We start from the raw sequence: 22600 nt of genomic DNA on the forward strand, positions 1-22600 counted from the left end.
CTCCGTCGTGGGCTCCGTGGTCGGCTCCGTCGTGGGCTCCGTGGTCGGCTCCTCGTCCGGCGTGACGGCGATCGAGCCCAGGGTCAGGTCCGAACCGGCGGCGGCGGTGCAGGCCAGGGTCGCGGGGACCTGGTCGTCCGGGGCGGGCGCGGCCGTGTAGATCGTCGCGACGACGTTGAAGGACGCCGGCAGGCCGACGGCGATCGAGTCGACCGCGTAGTCGGGGGTGGTGATGTCCGGCACCGTGCCCGCGGCGGGGATGATCCACGGCGTGCCGGCCTCCTGCGGGATGTCCCGGCGCGGTGAGTCGAGGCTCGGGATCGCCACGTTGGTGGTCTGTCCGCCCGTGGTCAGCGTGACCACGGAGTCGGTCGATCCGCCGCTGGCGGCGATACCGCCGATGATGTCCACCGTGGAGGACCGCAGCACCTCGGGCATCGACAGCGTGATGGTGACGGGGGTGGCCGGGATGACCTCGCCGGGGCTGACGCTGTCGGGCACCGTGGTCTGAGCGCGGACGCCGACGGGGCGGTTGCCGAGGTTCAGGCCACCGGCCTTCACGACGCACATGTAGTTGAAGTTCTTGTCGAGTTCAGCCGCGTTCGCGACGCTGCTCCCGATCACAGTGAGGGTGCCGGCGCTGAGGGCTGCAACTGCCCCTGTCGCCAGGACCCTTCCGGTTGTTGTCATCTTCTTCACAGGGTGTCCTTCTATGGGAGTTGGGCCGACTCCGTGAGGGCGCGAGAGGTGCTCTCAGAGGAGGCGGCTGTGACAGACACCACACAACCTAGGACGGCGAAAACGAAAGTGCAACAGTGTGTTACAAAGTCAGTGATCACTCCAGTCACATGAGTCACACACCCCGCTGAGGCCGCTGCGCCCCCTTGGACAGGAACGGCAAAACGCACCGAATCACAGGGGATTCGGCGCGTTCTGCGGTGGTGCGAACGATCCGGCGCGGGTGGCCAGATGGTGGGATCAAGCGGCCTGCGTGGCCTTCATCGCCTCGCGCTTGGCGCGTCGCAGGGCTCGGGACTCCGGCGAGCGGCCGACCTTGTACGGGTCGGACGGCTTCTTGGAGTACATCGCCAGCTGACGCACGACGCTGGCGAGCTGCTTGGAGAACCGGCCCTCGTTGTAGCGCAGGCCGTACTTCTCGACGAGGCGCTGCACGTCCACCTTGACCTCGCGGTAGCGACGAGCCGGGATGTCGGGGAACAGATGGTGCTCGATCTGGTGGCTCAGGTTGCCGGTCATGACGTGGAACGGCTTCGAGCCGGAGATGTTCGCCGAGCCGAGCAGCTGGCGCAGGTACCACTGGCCGCGGGTCTCGTTCTGGGCGTCCTCCTCCTGGAAGGTCTCGGCTCCGGCGGGGAAGTGGCCGCAGAAGATGACCAGGAACGTCCAGATGTTGCGGACCAGGTTGGCGACGAAGTTGGCGCCGAGCACGGCCACCGGGGCCCACCAGCCGACGAACGGGATGGCGGCGCAGGCGATCAGCGGGTAGACGACGTAGTCCTTGAACAGCTGGCGACGGACCTTCACGTAGGCGCGCTTCTTGCGGGCCTGGAACTCTTCCTTGCTCATCTTGCCGCCGAGGTACTCGTCGAGCTCGATGCCGTGGTACATGACGCCCCACTCGAAGAACAGCATCAGCACGAACGACAGCGGCAGGTTGAAGCGGTGGTTCGGGTACCAGGGCTGGTCGTCGTCGATCCGCAGCAGGCCGTAGCCGATGTCGCGGTCCATGCCGTGGATGTTCGTGTACGTGTGGTGGATGAAGTTGTGGCCGTGCTTCCAGTCCTGCGCGGGGGCCACGTTGTCCCACTCGTAGCGCTTGCCGTCGATCATCGGGTCGTTCATCCAGTCGTACTGACCGTGCATGATGTTGTGCCCGATCTCCATGTTCTCGATGATCTTCGAGAGGGAGAGGAACACGACGCCGGCGATGAACGCGGGCGGGAAGATCGGCAGGAAGATGCCGATGCGGCCCAGCACCTCGAACCACTTCTGCAGCCGGATGACGCGACGGATGTAGTCGGCGTCCTCCTGGCCGAGGTCGTCGAGCACGCGCTGGCGCACGGCGTCGAGCTCGCGGCCGAACTCCTCGAGCTGCTCGTAGCTCATGTACTCGAGGCCGACCGTCGACTTGCGGTTCGGATCATAGACGTCGACCAGCGGGATGGGCGCCTCGTTGTGGCCCGAGGCGCTGAGCTTCTCGATGGGGGCGGGGCGGGTGCGTTGGAACAGGGACATGTGTCTCTCCTTCACAGATCAACCGCGACGTCGCCCACGGGGACGTTGACGCAGACCTTGATGGTTTCGTCGGTGTCGGCACAGACCTCACCGCTGATGACATGGCGCACAGCGCCGTGGAGCTTCTTGACCGCGCAGGTGTTGCAGACGCCCATGCGGCAGCCGTAGACGGGGGACAGGCCCGCCGCCTCGGCCTGTTCGAGGATGGTGGCGCCGGAGTTGGCGGCCGCGACGCCGCTGGCGTCGAAGGTGACGCTGCCGGTCGCGTCCTCGGCGTCGAGGTTCACCGACGGCACCTTGAAGTACTCGGCCGTCAGCTGGTCGGCGGCGCCGAGCTCGTCGTAGAGGTCGCGCACGGTCGCGATGAGCCCAGCGGGTCCGCACACCCAGGTGGGGGTCGTCCGCGGGTCGAGGCCCAGGCGCTCGAGGTGGTCGAGCGTGATGCGGCCGTTGAGCGCGGCGCCCGGCTCGGGGTCGCGGGTGTAGACGCGCACCATGTCGACGAAGGGCAGCTCACCGAGGGCGTCGAGCTCGATCGAGAACATCTCGTCCTCGCGCGAGCGGGCGTAGTGCAAGAAGGTGACGTGGCCGGTGTGCCCGCGGTCGGCGAGCGTGCGGAGCATGCTCATGACCGGGGTGATGCCGGAGCCGCCGCTGATCAGCAGCATCTCGCCGGGCACCTGCTTCGGGAGCACGAAGTCGCCCGAGGCGGGGGACAGGAACACGACGGTGCCGGGCTTGAGGTGGCCGGCGTGCAGGAACTGCGAGACGTAGCCGTCGGGGTGGGCCTTGACCGAGACGCTGAACAGGCCGTCCTTGCGCTCGGCGGAGCTCGAGACGCTGAAGACCCGGACCCGGCGGGTGCCGTCGACCTCGACGCCGAACTCGACGTGCTGGCCGGGCACGAAGCCGGACCAGGCGCCGTTGGGGCGCATCAGGACGGTGCTGGCGGCGCCGGTCTCGCGGATGACGTCGACGACGCGGCCGCGGACGGCCTCGACCGTGAGCATGGGGTGCACGAGCGACAGGTACTCGTCGGGGTGGTGAGGAGACGTCACCTTGGCGATGACCGGGGAGGCCAGGGCCTTGCGGATCAGTCCCATGGGACTCCTGTCGGGTCGGGTGTCGCACCTGCGAAATCAGTGAACAACTGTTCACCCAACTATCTCAGGTGCTCCCCGCGTCGGTCAACACGACTGGCCGTGTCGTGGAACACGTGTTCACCGAAACGCGAGGCGTCGGAACGCCCTAGGCTGTGGCCGTGTCCGAGGCCGTCAGTGCGCGTCAGCTGCAGAAGGAGCGCACCCGCGGTGCGCTGCTCGAGGCGGCCCTCGAGCTGAGCAGCGAGCAGGGCTTCGCCCAGACCAGCCTGCGGCAGGTGGCCAAGCGCGCGGGCGTCGTCCCGGCCGCCTTCTACCGGCACTTCGAGTCCATGGACGAGCTCGGCCTGGCGCTCGTCGAGCGGTGCTTCGGCACCCTGCGCACCATGATCCGCGACGCGTCGCGCGATCCCCAGGTCTTCCTGCAGATCATCGACGCCGCGGCCGAGATCCTGGTCGAGGCCGTCAAGCAGAACAAGGCCGACTTCGCCTTCGTCGCCCGCGAGCGCATCGGCGGGTCGGAGGTCGTGCGCCGGGCCATCGGCCACGAACTCGACCTCTTCGTCTCCGAGCTCGCCGTGGTGCTGGCGCGCCTGCCCAACATCGAGACGTGGAGCGCCGACGACGTCCAGATGGTGTCGCGGCTCTTCGTCCGCAACATGGTCGCGAACGCCGAGGAGGTCGTGGAGATGCCCGAGGGGCGGCCCGACCTGGAGGAGCGGATCCGCGAGGGCGCCCGTCGTCAGATGCGCCTGATCGTGCTCGGCTTCAAGGACTGGCGCAGCTGACGCTCGCCGCGCGCTTCACGGGTCGGGCGACACAATGGAGCCCATGACGAGCCCAGACGCGTCCGACTCGCTCGACCTGGGGATCCTGCGCCAGCTGGCCGGGACGCCTCACGGTCCGGTCGAGTGGCGCCGCCGGCTGCGCGAGACCCAGCAGCAGATGTCCGCCTTCCTGATGGAGTACAAGTTCGCCCTCGACGAGGTCGAGACGAAGATCTCGATCCTGCGCGAGGAGTTCGAGCTGGCCCACGAGTACAGCCCGATCGAGCACGTGAAGTCGCGCCTGAAGACGGTCGAGAGCCTCGTGGCCAAGGTCGATCGGCTCGACGTCCCGCGTGATCTGCCGACGATCCGCGAGACCATCCGCGACATCGCGGGCATCCGCGTCTCCTGCGTCTTCGTCGAGGACACCTACCGCTTCGCGAAGATGCTGACCCAGCAGCAGGACCTCACGGTGCTCGACACCAAGGACTACATCGCGCACCCGAAGCCCAACGGCTACCGCAGCCTGCACCTGATCGTGGAGCTGCCGGTCTTCCTGTCCGACCGCACGGTGCACGTGCCCGTCGAGGTGCAGATCCGCACGATCGCGATGGACTTCTGGGCCAGCGTCGAGCACCGGATCTACTACAAGTACCGCACCGCGGTGCCCGAGGACCTGAGCGCCCGGCTGCACGACGTCGCCAGCACGGCCGCCGAGCTCGACGCCCAGATGGGCCGGCTGCGCGAGGAGATCCAGTCGCTGTCCTGACGGGGGATCGGTTAGGGTCTGACTAAGCAAGCGCTTAGTCAGGAGACTCTCATGTCCGTGGTGCTGTCCCGTCGCGATGTCGACTTCCTGCTGTTCGAGTGGCTCGACGCCGCCGGTCTCACCGAGCGGGAGCGGTACGCCGAGCACTCGCGCGACACGTTCGACGCCGTCCTCGACCTGGCCGAGACGATCGCGACGCGCCAGTTCGCGCCGATCAACCGGCTGCTCGACACCCAGGAGCCCGTGGTGGGCGAGGACGGCAAGGTCGTCCTGCCCGCGGAGCTCTCCGAGGCCCTGCGCGTCTACGCCGAGTCGGGCATGCCGGCCGCCACGTTCGACGCCGAGGTCGGCGGGATGCAGCTGCCCTTCGCGGTGGGCCAGGGCGCGTTCGCGTTCCTGCAGGCCGCCAGCGCCGCCGCCGCGTCCTACCCCTTCCTGTCGACGGGCAACGCCAGCCTCCTGGTCGAGCACGGGTCGCCCGAGCAGGTCGAGCGGTACGCGCTGCCGGTGATCGAGGGTCGCTGGTACGGCACGATGGCGCTGTCCGAGCCGCAGGCCGGCTCGTCGCTCGGAGACATCACGACGCGCGCGGTGCGTCAGCCCGACGGCACCTACCGCCTGTTCGGCACCAAGATGTGGATCTCGGGCGGCGACCACGAGCTCAGCGAGAACATCGTCCACCTGGTCCTGGCGAAGGTCGAGGGAGCCCCGGCCGGCGTCAAGGGCATCTCGCTGTTCATCGTGCCCAAGTTCCTGGTCGAGCCGGACGGCTCGCTGGGCGAGCGCAACGACGTGGCGCTGGTCGGCCTCAACCACAAGATGGGCTGGCGCGGCACCACGAACACCCTGCTCAACTTCGGCGAGGGCCTGGCCACGCCGGGAGGGGCGGCCGGCGCGGTCGGAGACATCGTCGGCGAGGAGGGTCACGGCCTGGCCCAGATGTTCCACATGATGAACGAGGCCCGCATCTCGGTCGGCATGGGCGCGGTCGCCCTCGGCTACACCGGCTACCTCCACTCCCTGGAGTACGCGAAGCAGCGGACCCAGGGTCGCGTCGCCGGCGCCAAGGACCCGTCGCTGCCCCAGGTGCCGCTCACCGAGCACGCCGACGTCCGCCGCATGCTGCTGGCGCAGAAGTCCTACGTCGAGGGCGGGTTGGGCCTCTTGCTCTACTGCGCCCGGCTCGTCGACGAGCAGGTCAGCGGCGCCGACGAGGCGGCCCGCACGCGGGCGCACGACCTGCTCGAGGTGCTCACGCCGATCGCGAAGTCCTGGCCCTCGCAGTGGTGCCTGGCCGCCAACGACCTCGCGATCCAGGTGCACGGCGGGTCCGGTTACACCCGCGACTACGCCGTCGAGCAGTTCTACCGCGACAACCGGCTCAACCCGATCCACGAGGGCACCCACGGCATCCAGAGCCTCGACCTGCTCGGCCGCAAGGTCGTGGCCGGTGGGGGAGCCGGGCTCGCGACCCTCGTCGGGGCGATCAAGGACACGACGGGCCGCGCCGTGGCGGGCGACGCCACGCTGGCGGCCTATGCGGCCCAGCTCGACGAGCGCGTCGACCGGCTCGCCGAGGTGACGGGCACGCTGTGGGCCGGCGGGGATCCCGCCGTCGCCCTGGCCAACTCCGCGGTCTACCTCGAGGCCGCGGGCCACGTCGTGATGGCGTGGATCTGGTTGGAGCAGCTGCTGGCGGTGGGCGACCGCCGGGACGCGTTCTTCGACGGCAAGCGCGCCGCCGCGCGGTACTTCTTCGCGTTCGAGCTGCCGAAGGTGGGGCCGCAGTTCGACCTGCTGGCCTCGCTGGACCGCACCGTCCTGGACGTCGATCCCGCCGTTCTGTGACCGGGTGCGACACCCGCCCGCGGTGGGTTTGAGAGGCGCCGCGGAACCGCCTAGACTGGCAGAAAGTTGTAGATACAACTATCTGGTCGTCGAAAGGGGATTCCCATGGGCACCTCGGAGGAGCTGGCTCTTCGCCACCGTGACGAGATCGACCTGACGGGTCGAGGAACCGAGTCGGACACCGATGTCGTTGCCCCGGGTGAGCCGACCAGGCTCGGCGGCCGCTTCCTCGTGGGCTTGATGACCTTGGCGGCGGTGGTGTGGGTGGTGTCGCTCGTCCAGCTCGTGCAGCTCCCGGCCCAGCAGGGATCGACCACCACGGAGTGGAACATGGCGATCTGGGTGGCGCTGGCGCTCGCGTCAGCGATCTCTACCTTCATCCTGGGGTTCTGGAAGGTCCACCGGATCTGATCAGCGCCCGGTGCCGGTGTCGGCTCGACGCGGCGCGCGACCGGACGCATGGGTTCGGGCGACGTGGATACGTCACCTCCGAAGCAGGCCGGTGACAGGTCGTCGTCCCGACGGCGACCCGGCGCGATCAGTCTTCGGTCCGCGGCCGCGTGGGGAACCGAGAGAGTCCCTGACGGCCGCGGGCCGAGCCCCTCGTCCCGGCCAGCACGCGCTGCGCCGGGTCGATCCCCGCGAGGATGCGGTCGCCGATCCGGCGCACCTGCCGCACCTGCTCGCGGGTCAGGCGCTCGACGAAGAGCTCGCGGATGCGGGCGACGTGCCCCGGCGCGGCCTGCGCGAGCCGTTCCCACCCCGTGTCGGTGAGGTGCGCATGCCGCGAGCGCGCATCGTCGGAGCTGACCTGTCGCGTCACCAGGCCGTCGGACTCCAGGCCGGCGAGCACCCGTGACAGCCGGGGCAGGGTCGCGTGGGTCGCCGACGCGAGCTCGGAGAGGCGCATCGGCTCGTCGCCCACCTCGGCCAGCTGTGCCAGCACGAGGAACTCGAAGAACGTCAGGTCGGCGTCGTGGGTCAGCTGGGCGTCCAACGCCGCCGGCAGCACCTGGAGGATCGACGCGAGCGCCAACCAGGCTTCGGCCTCGTCGTCGTCCAGCCACGATGTGGACGCGTTCGCCGTCATGCCGCGACGCTAACAGGGCTCGTCACGGCAACCATTTTCCCCCGTCGTCCCCGCGGGGACGCCCACTCGCTCTATCAGATGAAGTCCGGCCACGTGGCCAAGTCCATGTGTCATGGGTCACCCCGGTGGTTGATCCCTGTGACTGCTGTGCTTACAGTTGAGTTCAGTTTCAGGTGATCTACACCACACCGAGGGGAAGAGTGACGATGACCCATTTGACAGGGCGCACGTTCAAGAAGATGGCCGCCATGGCCAGTGTCGGTCTGCTCGCCACCGTCGCCGCGTGCGGCGGCTCGGGCGAGGGCGGCGAGGAGACGATCGTCATCGGCTATTCCGCCGGTCTGAGCGGTGGCGCGGCCGAGTACGGCGTCAACGTCCAGAACGGACTGAAGATGGCGATCGACGAGGTCAACGAGGAAGGCGTCGAGATCGACGGCAAGAAGTACCAGGTCAAGCTCGAGTCGCTCGACGACCAGTACCAGCCCGGCACGACGGGCACCAACGTCCAGCGCCTCGTCGAGAAGGAGGGCGCCTCGGTGGTGTTCATCCCGCACGCCGGTGGCATCAAGGCGGCGCAGGAGCTGAACTCCGGACGCACCGAGTTCCTCATCGGCGCGTACTCGTCCGACCCGGCGATCCTGGACGCCGACAACCCGCTGACGGTCATGATCCCGCCGAGCTTCGACAGCTACGTCCAGCCCTTCATCGACAAGGTGAAGAAGAAGGACGACGCGAAGCTCGGGCTCATGGCGACGGCGAGCGAGTTCGGCCAGGAGTGGACCAAGACCACGATCAAGAAGTGGGAGGAGTCCGGCGGCGAGGTGCTCGCCAAGAACAACATCGACTACGGCACCGTCTCCGACTTCGCCGGCCCGGTGGCCAAGACGCTCGCGGGCAAGCCCGACGTGATCCTGGTCGGCGGTCCCTCGCAGCCCACCGCGCTGCTCATCGAGGAGGCCCGTGAGCAGGGCTTCACGGGCGCCTTCCTGATCGCCGACCAGGCGAAGTTCGAGGAGCTCGAGGAGTTCACCGACCCGAAGAACCTCAACAACTCCGTCGGCATCATGCCGCTGCCGCTGTTCGAGGGGACGAAGGACTTCATCGCGGACTACCAGGAGAAGTACTCCTCGGAGAAGCCCGTCAACGCCGACATCGCCCTGAACTACCAGGCGCTGCCGATCTTCATCGAGGCGATGAAGATCGCCAAGTCGGTCGACGACCCGAAGGCCATTCGCCAGGCGATGCCCGAGGCCGTCAAGTCCGTCGAGGGCGTCTTCTTCGTGCCGAACGCGGTCACCGACAAGGGCCACCTCCAGGCCGACGGCCTGCAGGCCGCCTACCGCAACGCCGACGGCCAGTACGAGCCGTTCGACATCGAGCAGCCCAAGGAATGACCCGCTGGGCCCCGCCGCCGGTGACGGCGGCGGGGCCCCTCGACCCCACCCTCCCGCTTTCCCTCGAAGGTGACCGATGACCCTCTTCGTTCAGCAACTGGCCAACGGCTTGGCCCTGGGCGGCATCTACTGCCTCGCCGCCATCGGGCTGACGCTCGTGTTCGGCGTGCTCGGCTTCCCGAACCTGGCGCACGGCGCCCTCTACATGCTCGGCGCGTACCTGACGTTCTTCTTCCTGACCGACGTGGGCCTGCCGTACGTCGTCGCGATCCTGGCCGCGGCCGTCGTCCTGGCCTTCCTGGGCGTCGTGCTCGAGCGGCTGGTGTTCCATCCCCTACGGAACTCACCACACACCCACCACATGATCGCGACCGTGGGCGTGATGTTCTTCCTCGTCGCGGTCGTCCAGGAGATCTGGGGGACCGGGTTCCTGCGGATGGAGTCGCCGGTCAACGGTCAGGTGAGCGTGGCCGGGGCCCAGGTCTCGTGGCAGCGCATCATCATCATCGTCACCGCGGTCGTCGTGCTGCTCCTCCTGACGTGGTTCCTCAAGCGCTCGCCGCACGGGCAGGCCATCGAGGCGATCGAGCAGGACCGCACCGGCGCCGCGCTCGTCGGCATCAACCCCAGCATGGTCTCGATGGTGACCTTCGCGGTCTCCCTGGCCCTCGTGGCCATCGCGGCCGGGCTGGTCGCGCCCATCAACCTGCTCTCGCCGGGCATGGGCGACTCCCTGAGCCTCACGGTCTTCGCCATCATCATCCTGGGCGGGCTCGGCTCGCTCCCCGGCGCGATCATCGGCGGCTTCACGATCGCGATCGCCGAGGTCATGGCGGCCACGTACATCTCGGTCGGCGCCGGCGAGGCCGCGATCTTCATCATCCTCATCGCCGTTCTGGCGATCAAACCCACGGGCATCTTCGGGACGGTGACGCAGCGATGACGAATCGACTCAACCCGCGACTTCTCGGCGTCGCGCTCATCGCGATCGCGCTGCTCGTCGCGCCCTTCGCCCTCAGCGGCCAGCAGTACCTGCTGCGGGTCGTGACCACGGCGGCCATCTACGCCATCGCGGCGTACGGCCTGAACATCATCCTCGGCCTGACCGGGCAGCTCTCGCTCGCCCACGGCGCGTTCTTCGGCGTCGGCGCCTACACGGTGGGCCTGCTCACGACCGACTACGACTGGTCGTTCTGGACCGCGTTCCTCGCGGCCATCGTGGGCACGACGGTGCTGGGCTACGTCTCGGGACTCATCGCACTGCGAACCCAGGGCGCCTACTTCGCGATCTTCACGATGGCGCTGGGGTTCCTGATCTTCATCATCGTCGTGCGGTGGGAGTCGGTGACGCACGCCCACTCCGGCGTCAGCGGCGTCAAGTTCCCCGAGAACATCGGCCCGATCGACTTCACCGAGCCCGCGACCATGTACTACTTCGTGCTGCTGTTCCTGGCCGGCGCGGCGTACACCACCCACGCGCTGCTGCACTCCAACGCGGGGCGGTCGCTCGTCGCGATCCGCACCTCCGAGGACCTGGCGAAGTCGATCGGCGTGAACGTCGCCGTGAGCAAGCAGCTGGCGTTCACGGCCTCGGCCACGATCGCCGGACTGGCGGGCGGGCTGTTCGCGTCGCTGAACGGGTTCATCGGCCCGGACTCGACGGGCATCGACCGCACCTTCGAGATGCTGCTGTTCCTGCTCATCGGCGGCCTCGGCACGGTCATGGGGCCGATCCTCGGTAGCCTGCTGGTCGCGTTCCTGTTCGAGATGCTGCAGGACCTCGAGACCTACCGGTTCATCGTCCTGGGTCCGATCATCGTGCTGCTGGTGATCTTCGCCCCGCGCGGACTCATCGGCTACCTCAACGAGCTCGTGCCGGCGCGGTTCCGGCACCGCGACACCACGCCCGAGCCGGTCGCCTCGACGACCGTCTCCGACACCACGAAGGACGGGGCGCTCTGATGCTTCTCGAAGTACGCGGACTCGGCAAGAAGTTCGGCGGCCTGGACGCCGTCAAGGGCGTGGACCTCGACGTCCCGGAGGGTCAGGTCACGGCGATCATCGGCCCCAACGGCGCCGGCAAGTCGACGCTGTTCAACCTGCTGGCCGGCTTCTACCGGCCGACCTCGGGCACGGTGACGTTCGAGGGCAAGGACATCACGGGGATGAAGCCGCACCGGACGGTTCGCGAGGGCATCGCCCGGACGTTCCAGACGACCAAGCTGTTCGACGACGCCACCGTCCTCGACAACGTCCTCGCGGGGCGGGTCGTCCGCTCGAAGTCCAACGCCCTCGACGCCGTCTTCCACACGCCGCGGCACCGCCGCGACGAGCGGGCGAGCAAGGCCCGGGCGATGGAGGAGCTGGAGTTCGTCGGAGCCGCGCACCTGCGCGACCGGCTGGCCTCGAAGCTGCCGCAGGAGGCGCAGAAGCGCGTCTCGATGGCGCAGGCCCTGGCCACCGAGCCGCGCCTGCTGCTGCTGGACGAACCGGCGGCGGGCACGAACGACGAGGAGACCGAGGCGTTCGGCCTGCTCATCCGCCAGATCGTGGCGCGCGGCATCACCGTGTGCCTCGTCGAGCACAAGATGTCGATGGTGATGAACCTGGCCGACCAGATCGTCGTCCTGGACCACGGCCAGCGGATCGCCACAGGGACGCCCGCGCAGATCAAGAGCGACCCGCTCGTCATCGAGGCCTATCTGGGCGCCAACACCGATCAGGCAGGAGCACCGGCATGATCACCATCACCGGACTGAGCGCGAGCTACGACGCCGTCGACGTGCTGCACGCGGTCGACATCACCGCCAACGACGGTGAGCTGACCGTCATCCTCGGCGCGAACGGCTCGGGCAAGTCGACACTGTTCAAGGCCATGAGCGGTGTGCTGCGTCCCACCGCCGGACAGGTCGAGTTCAACGGCGAGGACATCACCCGCAGCAGCCCCGCGGGGATCGTCAAGAAGGGACTCGCGCACTGCCCGGAGGGCCGGCACTTGTTCCCGCAGATGTCGGTCGAGAAGAACCTCATGCTGGGCGCCTACGTCCGGCGCGGTGACAAGAAGCGCGTCAAGGCGCTGCTGGAGCGGTCGTACGAGCTCTTCCCGATCCTGCACGAGAAGCGCAAGCAGGCGGCCGGGTCGCTGTCGGGCGGTCAGCAGCAGATGGTGGCGATCGGCCGCTCGCTCATGTCCGATCCCACGATGCTGATCCTCGACGAGCCGTCGATGGGGCTGGCGCCGCTGATCACGCAACAGGTCTTCGACACGATCGTCGAGATCAACAAGGAGGGCATCGGCGTGCTGCTCGCGGAGCAGAACGCGAACTCGGCGCTGCAGATCGCCACCTCGGGCTACGTCCTGGCCGAAGGCCGGGTCGTGCTGTCGGGCACCGCGAAGGAGCTGCAGAACGACCCGCGCGTGCAGAGGGCCTACTTGGGCGTCTGACGCGAGGCGGGCGAGCCCATCAGGCCCTGTGTCGCGACGGTCACGAGCACCTCGGTGACGTGATCGAGGTCCAGTTCGACGCCGCGGAAGTGGGCGTCCACCGTGACGCCCCAGCTCATGCCGATGCACATCGGTGTCGTGATGGCCGGGTCGAGCGTCTGCGGCCACGGCTCGCCCGCCGTGCGGGCCCGCGCTGCCAAGGCGTCGATGAACGGTTCCAGGCGGCGGTTGAAGAAGGCCTGCCCGTGGGCGCGATCGCTGAACAGGACCATGTTGAACAGGTCGAGGTAGTCGTCGAAGATCTCCAGCAGCGAGCGGAAGAAGACGTCGACCGAGGCCGCCGGGCCGTCGTCGTCGACGGTGTCGTCGAGCATGGTCGACAACAGCACGTCGAGCGGCTCGACGATGGCCTCCTCGAAGAGCTGCTCCTTGGAGTCGAAGTAGCGGTACAACAGGGCCACGTTGACCCCGGCACGATCGGCGATGTCACCGATCCGGGTGCCGTCGGGGCCGCTGCGCAGGAACTCCTCGCGTGCGGTCGCGAGCAGCTGCCTGCGACGTTCCTCGGCATGCAATCGAGCCACGGGTCACCTCTCCTCAGCTCCCCCGAGACTAGGCCCGAATCACCAGCCGCACCCGGTGCGCGCGCGTGGTGTGCGTAGGCCCTTTGGACCATACCTGTCCATAAGTCTTCCGTCGCGCCGAAGCGTGTGGTTAACGTGACGAGGAATCGAAGATCTCGGGAACCGTCGTCCATGCCGAGGAGTCCCAGATGAGCCCAGCAGTCAAAGTTCTTACGACCGTCGCCACCGTCACCTGCGTCGCGCTGACGTTCGCCCCGACGTCCGCGTCGGCCCACGGCGGCAAGCACCGTCCTCACCATCGTGCTGCGATCACCGTGGTGGCCGACGGCCTCGAGAACCCGTTCCAGGTCGCCCGGGCCGGGGGGAAGCTGCTGGTCACCGAGTCCGGCGCCGGACGGATCGTCACGGTCGACCCGCGCCGCAAGAACCGGGTGCGGACCGTGGTGGACGGGCTCGGACCGAACGCCGCTGCGGGTGCGGTGGCCGCGGACGGACGGATCTACATCGGCACCGGCGAGGCCGACTCCTCGGCGCCTCCCGGCCCGTACCCGGGGTCCTCGGTCCTGGTCGCGAGGAAGGGCAAGGTCACCCGGCTCGCCGACCTCATGGCGTACGAGCTGGCGAACAACCCCGACGGGCAGACCCAGTTCGGCCCCGGCGGTGAGCAGCTCGACGCGCTGTCGAACCCCTTCAGCCTGCTGGCCGTGCGCGGGCACGGTGGCGGTGTCCTGGTCGCCGACGGCGGTGCGAACACCGTCTTCCGGGTCAGCGCCAAGGGCAGGATCTCGACCTTCTTCGTGCCACCCACGGTGAACACCGGTGCCTGCGAAGGTCGCCCGAACAACGACGAGGCGCACACCGGCTGCGACGCGGTGCCCACGGGTCTGGCCTACGGACCGAGGAACACGATCTACGTCTCCGCGCTGACCGGCGAGGCGCCCGGCGAGGGACGTGTCTACGTGCTCGATGCCAGGACCGCGAAGGTGCGCAAGGTCATCTCGGGCTTCACGGCCCCGACCGGGATCGCGGTCGGGCGGGACGGCACGATCTTCGTCTCGGAGGTGCTCGAGGGCATGCCCGAGGGTGAGCCCGGTCCCGAGTTCGATCCGTCCACGGTGGGTCAGATCGTCCGGGTCTCGCCGAGCGGGAAGCGCAGCTACGCGCAGGTGACCATGCCGACCGGTCTGGTGCTCGCCGGGCGACACCTCTACTCGACGGCGTGGTCGATCGCCGGGTTCCTCGGCATCGAGGGCGCCGGGCAGGTCGTGAAGGTCTCGCCGAAGGCCTTCCGCCGCTGAGGGACAGGGCGTGGCCCGTGTGCCGGTGGGGAGCCGGCACGCGGGCCACGACCTTCCTGCGCGGGCGCTCCGCCGGGGCCGGAGAGCGGCTCCTAGACTCGGAAGGTCGGTCGCACCGTCGCGCCCGATCCCGATTCGCAAGGCAGGAACGATGCACGAGCACGCTGAGCGCCCTTGGTCCGTCCACTACGGCCCGGGGGTGCCGACGCAGATCGACATCCCGGACGAGCCCGTCACGGCGGGGCTCGCGCGGGCCGCCGAGCGCTGGCCCGACCGGATCGCGACCGACTTCCTCGGCGCCACGGCGACCTACGCGCAGACCGAGCAGGCCGTCCGCCGCGCGATGGTCGTGCTGGACGACCTCGGCGTCCGCCTCGGCGACGCCGTCGCGCTGGTGCTGCCGAACTGCCCGAGCCACCTCGTCGCGTACCACGCGGCCCTGCGCCTGGGCGCGGTCGTCGTCGACCTCAACCCCACGTACACCGAGGCCGAGCTGGCCCACCTGCTGGCCGACTCCGGTGCGAAGGTGGCCCTCGTCTTCCACCGGGCGGTCGCTGCCGTCGTCGCGGCGAAGCCCTCGACCGAGCTGCGGGCCGTGGTGAGCGTCGACGTCAGCCGCGACCTGCCCGCCTCGGCGCAACTGCTGCTGAAGCTGCCGGTGAAGGCGGCGCGGGAGAAGCGCGCGGCGCTGCTGGGCACGGTTCCGGACGGGGTCCGGGACTGGCACACACTCATCAAGCGGGCCCGGGGCGAGGTACCGGCCGCGCCCGTGGGCGCCGACGACCTGGCCCTGCTGCAGTACACCGGCGGCACCACCGGCACGCCGAAGGCCGCGATGCTCTCGCACCGGAACCTCGTGGCCAACGTCGTGCACGGGCAGGCGTGGGCGTCCTTCCGGGAGGGCGAGGAGACGGTCTACGGCGTGCTGCCGTTCTTCCACGCCTTCGGCATGACGTTCTGCCTCAACCTGGCCGGGCACATCGGCGCGACGCTCGTGATGTTCCCGAACTTCGAGCCCGAGACCGTGCTCAAGGCGTTCGGCCGCCGCCCCGCCACGTTCATGGCCGGCGTCGCGCCGATGTTCGACCGGATCGCCGCCGCCGCCGAGGCCTCGTCGCGGCCGCCCACCGAGGGCCTGCGCCAGGCGCGGCTCGGCTTCGCCGGGGCGATGCCGATCCCGCCGTCGGTCGTCGAGCGGTGGGAGCGGCTGACCGGGGGACTGCTCATCGAGGGCTACGGCATGACCGAGTGCGCACCCATCGCGCTGGGCAACCCGTGCGCGCCGACGCGCCGGCCGGGCACCCTGGGTGTGCCGTTCCCCAACACCGACATGAGGGTCGTCGACATCGACGACCACACGCGCGAGGTCGAGCCGAACGAGGACGGCGTGCGTCGCGGCGAGCTCCTGGTCCGCGGACCCCAGGTCTTCGCCGGCTACCGCAACCGTCCCGAGGAGACCGCGCACCAGCTGCTCGAGGGCGGCTGGCTGCGCACGGGCGACGTCGTCGAGGTCGACCCGACCGGCTGGGTGACGCTGGTCGACCGGGTCAAGGAGATGATCATCGTCGGCGGCTTCAAGGTCTACCCCTCCACCGTGGAGGAGCACCTCCGCTCGATGACCGGCATTGCCGACGTGGCCGTGGTGGGCGTCCGGGCGCCCGGCGGTGACGATCACGTGCTGGCCGCGTTCGTGCTCGAGGACGGGGCCCAGGCGCCGACCGTCGACGAGGTGCGCGCCCATGGAGAGCAGCGCCTCGCCCGCTACGCGCTGCCGCGGCGGATCGAGTTCGTCGCCGAGCTGCCGCGCTCGCAGATCGGCAAGGTCATGCGTCGTCAGGTGCAGGAGATGTTCACCCGGGACGAGTAGGCCGGCTCTTGTCGGCGGGCCCGTCCGGGCGCACGCTGGAGGGATGGCGCCCCAGGTCGTCGCCGCCCTGCCGTGTGGTGACATCGACGAGATCGCCGAGTTCTTCGGCGTGCTGGGCTTCGACGTCACGTACCGGCAGGTGAGGCCGAACCCCTACGTCGTCGTGGAGGGGCACGGCTTCCCGCTGCACTACTACGGCCTTGCCGGACACCGGCCCGAGGCGTCGCACAGCACCTGCATCGTCCTGGTGGACGACACCGAGCCGATCTTCAGCGCGTTCGCGGACGGCCTGCGCGCGGCGTACGGCAGGCTGCTGGTGAGGGGATTCCCGCGCATCACCCGGCCCCGACCGCGGAAGAACGCCGAGGGCCGGACGGGGTTCAGCCTGATCGACCCGGCGGGGAACTGGATCCGCTTCATGCGGGTGACACCCGAGGAGGCCGAGCGGGAGGAACCGGCGGCGTCGAGGCTCGGCGAGGCCTTGCTGAACGCGATCGTGCTGGCCGACAGCAAGGGCGACGTGGAGCAGGCGCTCAAGGTCCTGCGCGGCGCGGTCGGGCGTGCTGATCCGCGCGACGAGGCGCTGCCGCGGGCGCTGGGGTTCCTCGCCGAGCTGGAGGAGCGCAGCGACGCCTGATGAGACGCGGTCGGCCGGGGCGCCCCGTCGACCTAGGCTCGCACCATGAGCGCCTCGCACCCCCGCCTCGTCGACGCCCGATGGGTCGCCGACCATCTCGACGACCCGTCGATCCGTCTCGTCGACGCGACCGTCCACCTCACGTTCGACGCCGACGGCGCGCACACCGAGTCCGGTCGCGAGACCTATCGTCAGGCGCACCTGCCGGGCGCGGTGTTCGCCGACCAGCTCACCGACCTCACCGTCCACGGCGGTGAGGCGCCGTTCGAGGCCACGTCGTCGCAGGAGCTCGCCCGGGTGATCGGCGGGCTCGGGATCGGCGACGAGCACACGGTCGTCGCCTACGACACGGTCAACGGCATCTGGGCCACGCGGCTGTGGTGGCAGTTCGCGTTCGAGGGTCACGACGACGTCGTGGTGCTCGACGGCGGACTGAAGGCGTGGCGGGACGCGGGCCTCCCGGTCGAGTCCGGCGACGTCCAGCACGAGCCGGCCTCCTTCACCGCCGAGCGCCATCTGGAGCGCAGCGTCGGCACCACCGATGTCGAGGCCGCGACCCGGGACTCGGGGGTCCTGCTGATCAACGCGCTCGACCGCGAGTCGTTCGCGTCGGGTCGCATCCCCGGCAGCGTGAACGTGCCGTTCCCCGAGCTCGTCGACGAGCAGGGCCGACTCAAGAGCCTCGACGAGCTGCGCCCGCTGTTCGAGTCCGTCGGCGCGCTCGATCCCAAGGTCGCCCCCGTCACGTACTGCGGGGGAGGCATCGCCGCGACCGCGGTCGCCTTCGCGCTCAAGGGCCTGGGCCGAGACGACGTCGCGGTCTACGACGGCTCGCTCAACGCGTGGACGGCCGATCCCGACCGGCCGATCGAGAAGGACGCCTAGGCCGAGAGCTCCTTCTCACGGCCGAGGCGCGCCCGTTCGGCCGCGTCGCGTCCGTGCTCGGACGAGCGCTCGTCGGCCACGGCGCTGCTGCCTCGCCACGTGCCGCGGACGCCGTGCTGGCGCCTCATGTGGTCGAAGAAGTCGCGCACCTCGACCTCCTTGGCGACCAGCGCCGGGAGCTGGGCGCCGCTGGGCTCGCCGGTGACCTGGTCGATGCCCCGCTCGTACGCACCCGCGCTGGCCTGCGCGGCCCAGCGGGCGCGCTGGAGGCGCTGCTCGATCCGGGTGGTCCAGCCCGAGTAGAACGCCGCTCGCGCGGTGCGGCCGTGCACGGGTCGATGGGCACCGGACCGGATGTAGGCGTCCGCGTCGGCCACCATCTGCACGACCAGCGACACGTACAGGGCCTTGGCCACGTCGATGTCGCCCGGGAACCCGTACAGCGTGACGGCCGTGTTGTCGCCACGGATCGTGCAGCGCAAGTCGTTGGTGCGGGCGATCGCCAGCATCAGCTCGATGTAGCGCACGTTGGACTGCTGGCCGCGGTGACCGAGTCGGACGGCCTCGAAGCGCGGGGCCGGCGACACCTCGCCCGCTGCGTGGGCCGCGCGCGCGACCGCGAGCTCGATGGAGTGCGTGGTGGCCAGCTCCTGGGCCTTGGTGAGGAAGGCGTCGCGCTCGGCCTCGGTGGCGGCGCCCTCGGCATGGCGGAGCATCTTGCCGACCTTGGCGAGCATGCCGTCGCCACTCGGGCCCTGGCCGTCGAGGCCCAGCTGGCGGTGCGCCTCACGCAGCATCGCAGCGATCTCGGTCCATCCGATGTCCTCGAGCAGCTGCAGCATCGTGGCGCGGAAGCCGGCCCCGTGCGCGTCGATGATGGCGCCGTCGAGGCCGGTGTTGAGGTGGTGCGCCAGCTCGTGCACGACCACGAGGCCGCGCAGCGCCCAGGCGCCGCCGCGCTCGCGCTCGGGCAGCAGGATCATCCCGTCGCGGTACGTGGCCTTCTTCCAGCCGCGGAACGCCTGGACCTCGACGGGCTTCTTCTCGCGGCCGCGATAGTTCGATCCGTAGGTGCGGGCCTGCTGACGCAACCGCTCCAGGACCTGGTCGACGAACTGCGTGACGTCCGGCGGGTTCGAGAAACGCGGCTCGGTCTCGGGGGTGAAGTCGACGGAGCGTCGCCGTCCGCCACGACTCACGGCGACCTGCACCACGCCGGTGTCGGAAGAGACGGCGTCCAGCCACGTGGTCACCATGTCCTCGGCGGCGTAGGTCGACTTCTGGTCCGCGTCATCCATGTCGCAGACGATGCCACCCGGCACCGACACCGCCGTGGCCGGAGGGCCGCGGTCGAGTCGCGAGGGCTCGACGGCCTGCCTAACGTGGCCGCATGGAGCCTCGCAACCTCGCCACCAGCATCGGACTGCCCGTCGCCGCCGCGGCCCTGGGATCGGTCGCGACGTCCACCGGGATGAGGAGCCTCTGGTACCGGACGCTGCGCAAGCCGTCGATCCAACCGCCCGGACCGGTGTTCCCGATCGTCTGGACCGGGCTCTACGCCTCCACCGCGTGGGCGTCCGCGGACGCGCAGTCGATGATGACCCCCGCCGAGGCCACGGTCTACCGGCGCAAGCTCGCGCTCAACATGGCGCTGAACGCCGGGTGGTGCTTCTCCTTCTTCCGCGGTCAGCAGCTCGCGCCGTCGATCGCGGTGGCCGGCGCGCTGGCCGCGAGCACCGCCGACCTCGCCCGCACCGCGGGAGCGGCGTCGCCGCGCGCCGGCTGGGCCCTCGTGCCGTACACGGTGTGGAACACGTTCGCGACCGTCCTCACCACGGCCATCTGGCGCAGGAACCGGGGCCGCTGACCTACACGAACGTGTCGAGCGCCCGCCTCAACGAGAGCACGACGCTGTGCACCAGCAGCTGCTCGTGCGTCTGGTCCGGCTCGGCCTGCAGCAGCCGCTGGAGCTCGGCGTCCGCCGCCTCCAGCTGGGGGTCGGTGTCCGAGCCGTGACCGTAGGCGTCCAGCGCGTCGGCCACCCGGTGCATGGCCCTGGCGATCGGCTCGCGCAGGGAGTCGCTGAGCGTCGTCGCGGTGGCGGACGACTCGCTGGGCACGCCCCGCGGGCGCAGGATGAGGTCGCTGACGTCGGCCACCAGCAGCGAGACCCGGTCGAGCGAGTCGGCCTCCTCGGCGAGCTGCTCCATGGCGTCGCGGTGTCGCCGGGCCCGCGCGTTGCCGGCGCGCGACTCCTGGACGCGCGACATCGCGTCCCGCATCGCCGTCCGGGCGCGGCGCAGCTCGGTGTGCTCGCGGTGCCACTGCTCGAGGGTGGGGAGCTCGTGCGCGACCATCAGGTCGCCGAGCTCGCGCAACTGCTTGGCCAGCACGCCCCGGGTGCGACCCACCGTCTGGCGGGCCGGGGCCAGCGGCAGCGGCGGCGCGATGATGTTGATCAGGATCCCGACCACCGCGCCGAACAGGGTGAGGCCGCCGTACGCGCCGATGAAGAACGCCTCGCCGTGCCCGATGATCAGGGTGAAAAGGGCGGCGGTGGGCGCCCACCCGCCCATGACGCCCAGCGGTCGCCACCCGGCGACACTGACCGAGAGCAGCACGACGATCCCCACCGTGAGGGGAGCGGCGTCCCCGGTGACGAGGTCGACCAGCCACGCGATCGTGCCGCCGACGACGATCGCGCCGACGGCCTGCAGCGACTCGCGGACGGAACCCGCCAGCGTGGACGTCGTGGCGATGATCGCGCCGAACGGCGCGTAGTACGGGTAGTCCTGGGCTCCGGGCACGAACCGCACGAGGGTCCACGCGATCGCGGCCGCGCACGCTGCCCGCAACGCGAGGGCGATGCGCGGATGGTGCGCCCACCGGTCGAGGAGCCAGGTACGTGCGGGATGCATCCCTTCACCGTGGCACGGTTCGGCCCCGGTGGCATGTCAGGCCTTCCCCGACGGCGACGACGGTGGTGGGATCGCTGCCGGGGGAGGACCGCCATGGGCACCGTGATGATCGATCTCAGCGTCTCGCTCGACGGCTACATCGCCGGGGGACCTGGAGCCCGCGCGTCACCTTCGTGACGGAAGGGTTCGAGCGTGCCCTCGCGCTGGCGCGCGAGGCGGCCGGCGACGGTGTGATCTCGCTGGCGGGCGCCGACGTGGCGCGCCAGGGCCTCGAGGCCGGGGCCGTCGACGAGATCCAGCTCAGCCTCGCGCCGGTCCTGCTGGGCGGCGGCGTCCGGCTGCTCGACGAGATCGGTCCGGTGACCCTCGAGCAGGTGCGCGTCATCGAGGGCGACGGCGTCGCGCACGTGCGCTACCGGCTCGTCACACCCGCCTGAGCGTCGACCGACGGAGCAACTCGGACGCGGCGGGTTCAGGTCGCGCGGACCCATCGCTTCCACGAGCGCCCGTGCTCGACGCTCCGTAGGGTGCGAGCATGATCCCGTTCCTGCTGACGCACGACGCAGCCCGCGGCATCCTGCTCTTCGCCCCCGGAGCCGGCGGCGATCCGACCCGGTACGAACGCCTGCTCACCGCGGCGAACGAGGCCGGGTTCATCGTCGCCGCGCCGGCGCACGACCTGGCCGAGTCCTACCCGGACGACGTGCTGCGCGGGAGGGTCGCGGCGCTCCAGGCGCTCCTGTCCGAGATCGCGCGCGACGAACTGCCCGTGGTGGCGGCCGGCCATTCGCTGGGCGGCTTCGCGGCCGTGAGCCTGGCGGGCGGGCGGCCTCGTGATCTCGACGGACGCCTGATCGAGGTCCCCAGCGTGCCCCGCATCGCCAAGGTGGTCGTGCTGGCCCCGGCGGCCGGCTGGTTCCGCGGCCCCGACGCGCTGACCGACGTGACCGTGTCGGTCACCGCCTTCGTCGGCTCCGAGGACGACGTGACGCCGCCGGAGTCGGCCGAGGTCCTGAGCGCGGCTCTCGCGGGTCTCGACCTGCGCCGCTACGAGGGCGTCGGCCACTTCGACTTCATGGCGCCGCTGCCCCCGAACAAGGTGCCCGTCGTCGACGACCACGACGCCTTCTACGAGCGCTTCACCCAGCACTTCGTCGCCGCGCTGGGGTGAGACGAACGATGATGCCGCCGGCGCCGTTCGGGTACCCGAATGCCTCACCTCTTCGAGCGAAGCGAACGTCTTCTACGCGTCGCGGAGCGTCGAGATGAGGCGCTTTGCGGCCGCCGCGACATCGGCGGCTTGTTCCTCACGTTCCTCCGCGGGGGAGACCGGCCACGCCACCATCAAGGCGTTCGACCTCTGAACCAGGACCTCGGCAGCATCACGAATTCGCATGAGCCACGCCGAGTCGGTGGACGGAGGTAAACCGAATCCGAGGAGAACGTCAGGTACGACCGAGGGGTCCGTCCCAGTGAGTCGGACGACCAGCTCTTCAGCGGTCATGACCACGGGGCGCAGTTCGCTGGCGAAGCCGTCGACCCGGGGAATCATCGCGCTCGGAGATCCGGTGATGTCGACGTCCGGATTGGACTCGACGTCAACCAGCCACTGGCACGAGGCGCGGAACGATGACCACTTCTTCACTCGCTTCTCCGCTTCCTTGGCGTCGGCCAACTCGCGAAGATCCTTCAACCACGTGGACAGCCCCATGTGGACATGCTGGCAGCGAGAAGCGCGATCA

The 22600-nt window shown here is 69.8% G+C and carries 24 protein-coding genes; 16 read left to right on the plus strand and 8 right to left on the minus strand.

Translation table 11 applies throughout. From position 1 onward, the window contains the following. From AFL01nite_RS00005 to AFL01nite_RS00015, 3 genes are all read right to left on the minus strand, one after another. Window positions 1-624: DUF6801 domain-containing protein (locus AFL01nite_RS00005; RefSeq protein ID WP_146825042.1), on the minus strand; the 624-nt coding region annotated here is incomplete at its 3' end. A 354-nt stretch (window positions 625-978) separates the two neighbouring features. Next, a complete protein-coding gene (locus tag AFL01nite_RS00010; protein ID WP_146825043.1) occupies window positions 979-2256 on the minus strand; it encodes a fatty acid desaturase family protein in 1278 nt (425 codons plus the stop codon). A gap of 11 nt (window positions 2257-2267) precedes the next feature. After that, window positions 2268-3359 carry a ferredoxin reductase gene (locus AFL01nite_RS00015; RefSeq protein ID WP_146825044.1) on the minus strand — a complete coding sequence of 364 codons (1092 nt, stop codon included), beginning with the start codon at window positions 3357-3359 and terminating at the stop codon, window positions 2268-2270. A 158-nt stretch (window positions 3360-3517) separates the two neighbouring features. Between AFL01nite_RS00015 and AFL01nite_RS00020 the strand changes: the two genes are divergently transcribed. The 4 genes from AFL01nite_RS00020 (at window position 3518) to AFL01nite_RS00035 (ending at window position 7151) form a co-directional block, all read left to right on the plus strand. Continuing rightward, on the plus strand, window positions 3518-4144 hold the full coding sequence (locus AFL01nite_RS00020; RefSeq protein WP_186813756.1) for a TetR family transcriptional regulator: 627 nt from the start codon (window positions 3518-3520) through the stop codon (window positions 4142-4144). Between the two features lie 43 nt (window positions 4145-4187). Continuing rightward, on the plus strand, window positions 4188-4892 hold the full coding sequence (locus tag AFL01nite_RS00025; protein WP_146825046.1) for a GTP pyrophosphokinase: 705 nt from the start codon (window positions 4188-4190) through the stop codon (window positions 4890-4892). A 51-nt stretch (window positions 4893-4943) separates the two neighbouring features. Then, a complete protein-coding gene (locus AFL01nite_RS00030) occupies window positions 4944-6740 on the plus strand; it encodes an acyl-CoA dehydrogenase (protein WP_146825047.1) in 1797 nt (598 codons plus the stop codon). A 105-nt stretch (window positions 6741-6845) separates the two neighbouring features. Then, complete coding sequence (locus AFL01nite_RS00035; RefSeq protein WP_146825048.1) at window positions 6846-7151, plus strand: hypothetical protein; 306 nt, start codon at window positions 6846-6848, stop codon at window positions 7149-7151. Window positions 7152-7278: 127 nt separating this feature from the next. Here AFL01nite_RS00035 and AFL01nite_RS00040 read toward each other — a convergent pair whose 3' ends face one another. After that, window positions 7279-7830, minus strand: a complete 552-nt coding sequence (locus tag AFL01nite_RS00040; RefSeq protein ID WP_146825049.1) for a MarR family winged helix-turn-helix transcriptional regulator — start codon at window positions 7828-7830, stop codon at window positions 7279-7281. Window positions 7831-8036: 206 nt separating this feature from the next. On the opposite strand from AFL01nite_RS00040, the gene AFL01nite_RS00045 reads away from it, so the two are divergent. From AFL01nite_RS00045 to AFL01nite_RS00065, 5 genes are all read left to right on the plus strand, one after another. Next, window positions 8037-9224: an ABC transporter substrate-binding protein gene (locus AFL01nite_RS00045; protein WP_146825050.1), complete on the plus strand. Its 1188-nt coding sequence runs from the start codon at window positions 8037-8039 to the stop codon at window positions 9222-9224. 76 nt (window positions 9225-9300) lie between these two features. Beyond that, a complete protein-coding gene (locus tag AFL01nite_RS00050; RefSeq protein WP_146825051.1) occupies window positions 9301-10167 on the plus strand; it encodes a branched-chain amino acid ABC transporter permease in 867 nt (288 codons plus the stop codon). After that, a complete protein-coding gene (locus AFL01nite_RS00055; protein WP_146825052.1) occupies window positions 10164-11186 on the plus strand; it encodes a branched-chain amino acid ABC transporter permease in 1023 nt (340 codons plus the stop codon). Before AFL01nite_RS00050 ends, AFL01nite_RS00055 begins: the two co-directional genes overlap by 4 nt. Then, a complete protein-coding gene (locus tag AFL01nite_RS00060; RefSeq protein ID WP_146825053.1) occupies window positions 11186-11965 on the plus strand; it encodes an ABC transporter ATP-binding protein in 780 nt (259 codons plus the stop codon). The genes AFL01nite_RS00055 and AFL01nite_RS00060 overlap by 1 nt, the downstream gene beginning before the upstream one ends. Next, complete coding sequence (locus AFL01nite_RS00065; protein WP_146825054.1) at window positions 11962-12669, plus strand: ABC transporter ATP-binding protein; 708 nt, start codon at window positions 11962-11964, stop codon at window positions 12667-12669. Before AFL01nite_RS00060 ends, AFL01nite_RS00065 begins: the two co-directional genes overlap by 4 nt. Here the strand turns inward: AFL01nite_RS00065 and AFL01nite_RS00070 are convergent. After that, window positions 12654-13253, minus strand: coding sequence for a TetR/AcrR family transcriptional regulator (locus AFL01nite_RS00070; RefSeq protein WP_146825055.1), 600 nt, complete (start codon window positions 13251-13253; stop codon window positions 12654-12656). The two genes, AFL01nite_RS00065 and AFL01nite_RS00070, sit on opposite strands and share 16 nt — an antisense overlap. A gap of 188 nt (window positions 13254-13441) precedes the next feature. On the opposite strand from AFL01nite_RS00070, the gene AFL01nite_RS00075 reads away from it, so the two are divergent. From AFL01nite_RS00075 to AFL01nite_RS00090, 4 genes are all read left to right on the plus strand, one after another. Next, window positions 13442-14551, plus strand: coding sequence for a ScyD/ScyE family protein (locus AFL01nite_RS00075; RefSeq protein ID WP_146825056.1), 1110 nt, complete (start codon window positions 13442-13444; stop codon window positions 14549-14551). A gap of 151 nt (window positions 14552-14702) precedes the next feature. Beyond that, window positions 14703-16418 carry an AMP-binding protein gene (locus tag AFL01nite_RS00080; RefSeq protein WP_146825057.1) on the plus strand — a complete coding sequence of 572 codons (1716 nt, stop codon included), beginning with the start codon at window positions 14703-14705 and terminating at the stop codon, window positions 16416-16418. A 43-nt stretch (window positions 16419-16461) separates the two neighbouring features. Next, window positions 16462-17055: a DUF8817 family protein gene (locus AFL01nite_RS00085; RefSeq protein ID WP_146825058.1), complete on the plus strand. Its 594-nt coding sequence runs from the start codon at window positions 16462-16464 to the stop codon at window positions 17053-17055. A 45-nt stretch (window positions 17056-17100) separates the two neighbouring features. Next, on the plus strand, window positions 17101-17940 hold the full coding sequence (locus AFL01nite_RS00090) for a sulfurtransferase (protein ID WP_146825059.1): 840 nt from the start codon (window positions 17101-17103) through the stop codon (window positions 17938-17940). On the opposite strand, the gene AFL01nite_RS00095 is transcribed toward AFL01nite_RS00090, so the two are convergent. Continuing rightward, window positions 17937-19238: a DUF7168 domain-containing protein gene (locus AFL01nite_RS00095; protein WP_146825060.1), complete on the minus strand. Its 1302-nt coding sequence runs from the start codon at window positions 19236-19238 to the stop codon at window positions 17937-17939. The genes AFL01nite_RS00090 and AFL01nite_RS00095 overlap by 4 nt on opposite strands. Window positions 19239-19330: 92 nt before the next feature. Here AFL01nite_RS00095 and AFL01nite_RS00100 point away from each other — a divergent pair, with 92 nt between their 5' ends. Beyond that, window positions 19331-19807 carry a TspO/MBR family protein gene (locus tag AFL01nite_RS00100; protein ID WP_146825061.1) on the plus strand — a complete coding sequence of 159 codons (477 nt, stop codon included), beginning with the start codon at window positions 19331-19333 and terminating at the stop codon, window positions 19805-19807. Window position 19808: 1 nt separating this feature from the next. On the opposite strand, the gene AFL01nite_RS00105 is transcribed toward AFL01nite_RS00100, so the two are convergent. Continuing rightward, window positions 19809-20858 (minus strand): FUSC family protein, encoded by a 1050-nt coding sequence (locus tag AFL01nite_RS00105; RefSeq protein ID WP_146825062.1) that lies wholly within the window; start codon window positions 20856-20858, stop codon window positions 19809-19811. A gap of 173 nt (window positions 20859-21031) precedes the next feature. Here AFL01nite_RS00105 and AFL01nite_RS15515 point away from each other — a divergent pair, with 173 nt between their 5' ends. Together AFL01nite_RS15515 and AFL01nite_RS00115 are read left to right on the plus strand one after the other, a co-directional pair. Next, complete coding sequence (locus AFL01nite_RS15515; RefSeq protein WP_246119526.1) at window positions 21032-21295, plus strand: dihydrofolate reductase family protein; 264 nt, start codon at window positions 21032-21034, stop codon at window positions 21293-21295. A 98-nt stretch (window positions 21296-21393) separates the two neighbouring features. Then, window positions 21394-22029: an alpha/beta hydrolase family protein gene (locus AFL01nite_RS00115; RefSeq protein WP_146825064.1), complete on the plus strand. Its 636-nt coding sequence runs from the start codon at window positions 21394-21396 to the stop codon at window positions 22027-22029. A 72-nt stretch (window positions 22030-22101) separates the two neighbouring features. Here AFL01nite_RS00115 and AFL01nite_RS00120 read toward each other — a convergent pair whose 3' ends face one another. Next, window positions 22102-22569 carry a hypothetical protein gene (locus tag AFL01nite_RS00120; protein ID WP_146825065.1) on the minus strand — a complete coding sequence of 156 codons (468 nt, stop codon included), beginning with the start codon at window positions 22567-22569 and terminating at the stop codon, window positions 22102-22104. Window positions 22570-22600 lie beyond the last annotated feature (31 nt).

This window comes from Aeromicrobium flavum, assembly GCF_007992115.1.
In the GTDB taxonomy this organism is placed as follows: Bacteria; Actinomycetota; Actinomycetes; order Propionibacteriales; family Nocardioidaceae; genus Aeromicrobium; species Aeromicrobium flavum.

What these genes read in the sequence shown, in the direction of transcription:
- AFL01nite_RS00010 (WP_146825043.1), bottom strand. Translation starts at nt 2,256, where the DNA reads ATGTCCCTGTTCCAACGCACCCGCCCCGCCCCCATCGAGAAGCTCAGC.
- AFL01nite_RS00015 (WP_146825044.1), bottom strand. Translation starts at nt 3,359, where the DNA reads ATGGGACTGATCCGCAAGGCCCTGGCCTCCCCGGTCATCGCCAAGGTG.
- AFL01nite_RS00025 (WP_146825046.1), top strand. Translation starts at nt 4,188, where the DNA reads ATGACGAGCCCAGACGCGTCCGACTCGCTCGACCTGGGGATCCTGCGC.
- AFL01nite_RS00030 (WP_146825047.1), top strand. Translation starts at nt 4,944, where the DNA reads ATGTCCGTGGTGCTGTCCCGTCGCGATGTCGACTTCCTGCTGTTCGAG.
- AFL01nite_RS00035 (WP_146825048.1), top strand. Translation starts at nt 6,846, where the DNA reads ATGGGCACCTCGGAGGAGCTGGCTCTTCGCCACCGTGACGAGATCGAC.
- AFL01nite_RS00040 (WP_146825049.1), bottom strand. Translation starts at nt 7,830, where the DNA reads ATGACGGCGAACGCGTCCACATCGTGGCTGGACGACGACGAGGCCGAA.
- AFL01nite_RS00045 (WP_146825050.1), top strand. Translation starts at nt 8,037, where the DNA reads ATGACCCATTTGACAGGGCGCACGTTCAAGAAGATGGCCGCCATGGCC.
- AFL01nite_RS00050 (WP_146825051.1), top strand. Translation starts at nt 9,301, where the DNA reads ATGACCCTCTTCGTTCAGCAACTGGCCAACGGCTTGGCCCTGGGCGGC.
- AFL01nite_RS00055 (WP_146825052.1), top strand. Translation starts at nt 10,164, where the DNA reads ATGACGAATCGACTCAACCCGCGACTTCTCGGCGTCGCGCTCATCGCG.
- AFL01nite_RS00060 (WP_146825053.1), top strand. Translation starts at nt 11,186, where the DNA reads ATGCTTCTCGAAGTACGCGGACTCGGCAAGAAGTTCGGCGGCCTGGAC.
- AFL01nite_RS00065 (WP_146825054.1), top strand. Translation starts at nt 11,962, where the DNA reads ATGATCACCATCACCGGACTGAGCGCGAGCTACGACGCCGTCGACGTG.
- AFL01nite_RS00075 (WP_146825056.1), top strand. Translation starts at nt 13,442, where the DNA reads ATGAGCCCAGCAGTCAAAGTTCTTACGACCGTCGCCACCGTCACCTGC.
- AFL01nite_RS00080 (WP_146825057.1), top strand. Translation starts at nt 14,703, where the DNA reads ATGCACGAGCACGCTGAGCGCCCTTGGTCCGTCCACTACGGCCCGGGG.
- AFL01nite_RS00085 (WP_146825058.1), top strand. Translation starts at nt 16,462, where the DNA reads ATGGCGCCCCAGGTCGTCGCCGCCCTGCCGTGTGGTGACATCGACGAG.
- AFL01nite_RS00090 (WP_146825059.1), top strand. Translation starts at nt 17,101, where the DNA reads ATGAGCGCCTCGCACCCCCGCCTCGTCGACGCCCGATGGGTCGCCGAC.
- AFL01nite_RS00095 (WP_146825060.1), bottom strand. Translation starts at nt 19,238, where the DNA reads ATGGATGACGCGGACCAGAAGTCGACCTACGCCGCCGAGGACATGGTG.
- AFL01nite_RS00100 (WP_146825061.1), top strand. Translation starts at nt 19,331, where the DNA reads ATGGAGCCTCGCAACCTCGCCACCAGCATCGGACTGCCCGTCGCCGCC.
- AFL01nite_RS00105 (WP_146825062.1), bottom strand. Translation starts at nt 20,858, where the DNA reads ATGCATCCCGCACGTACCTGGCTCCTCGACCGGTGGGCGCACCATCCG.
- AFL01nite_RS00115 (WP_146825064.1), top strand. Translation starts at nt 21,394, where the DNA reads ATGATCCCGTTCCTGCTGACGCACGACGCAGCCCGCGGCATCCTGCTC.
- AFL01nite_RS00120 (WP_146825065.1), bottom strand. Translation starts at nt 22,569, where the DNA reads ATGGGGCTGTCCACGTGGTTGAAGGATCTTCGCGAGTTGGCCGACGCC.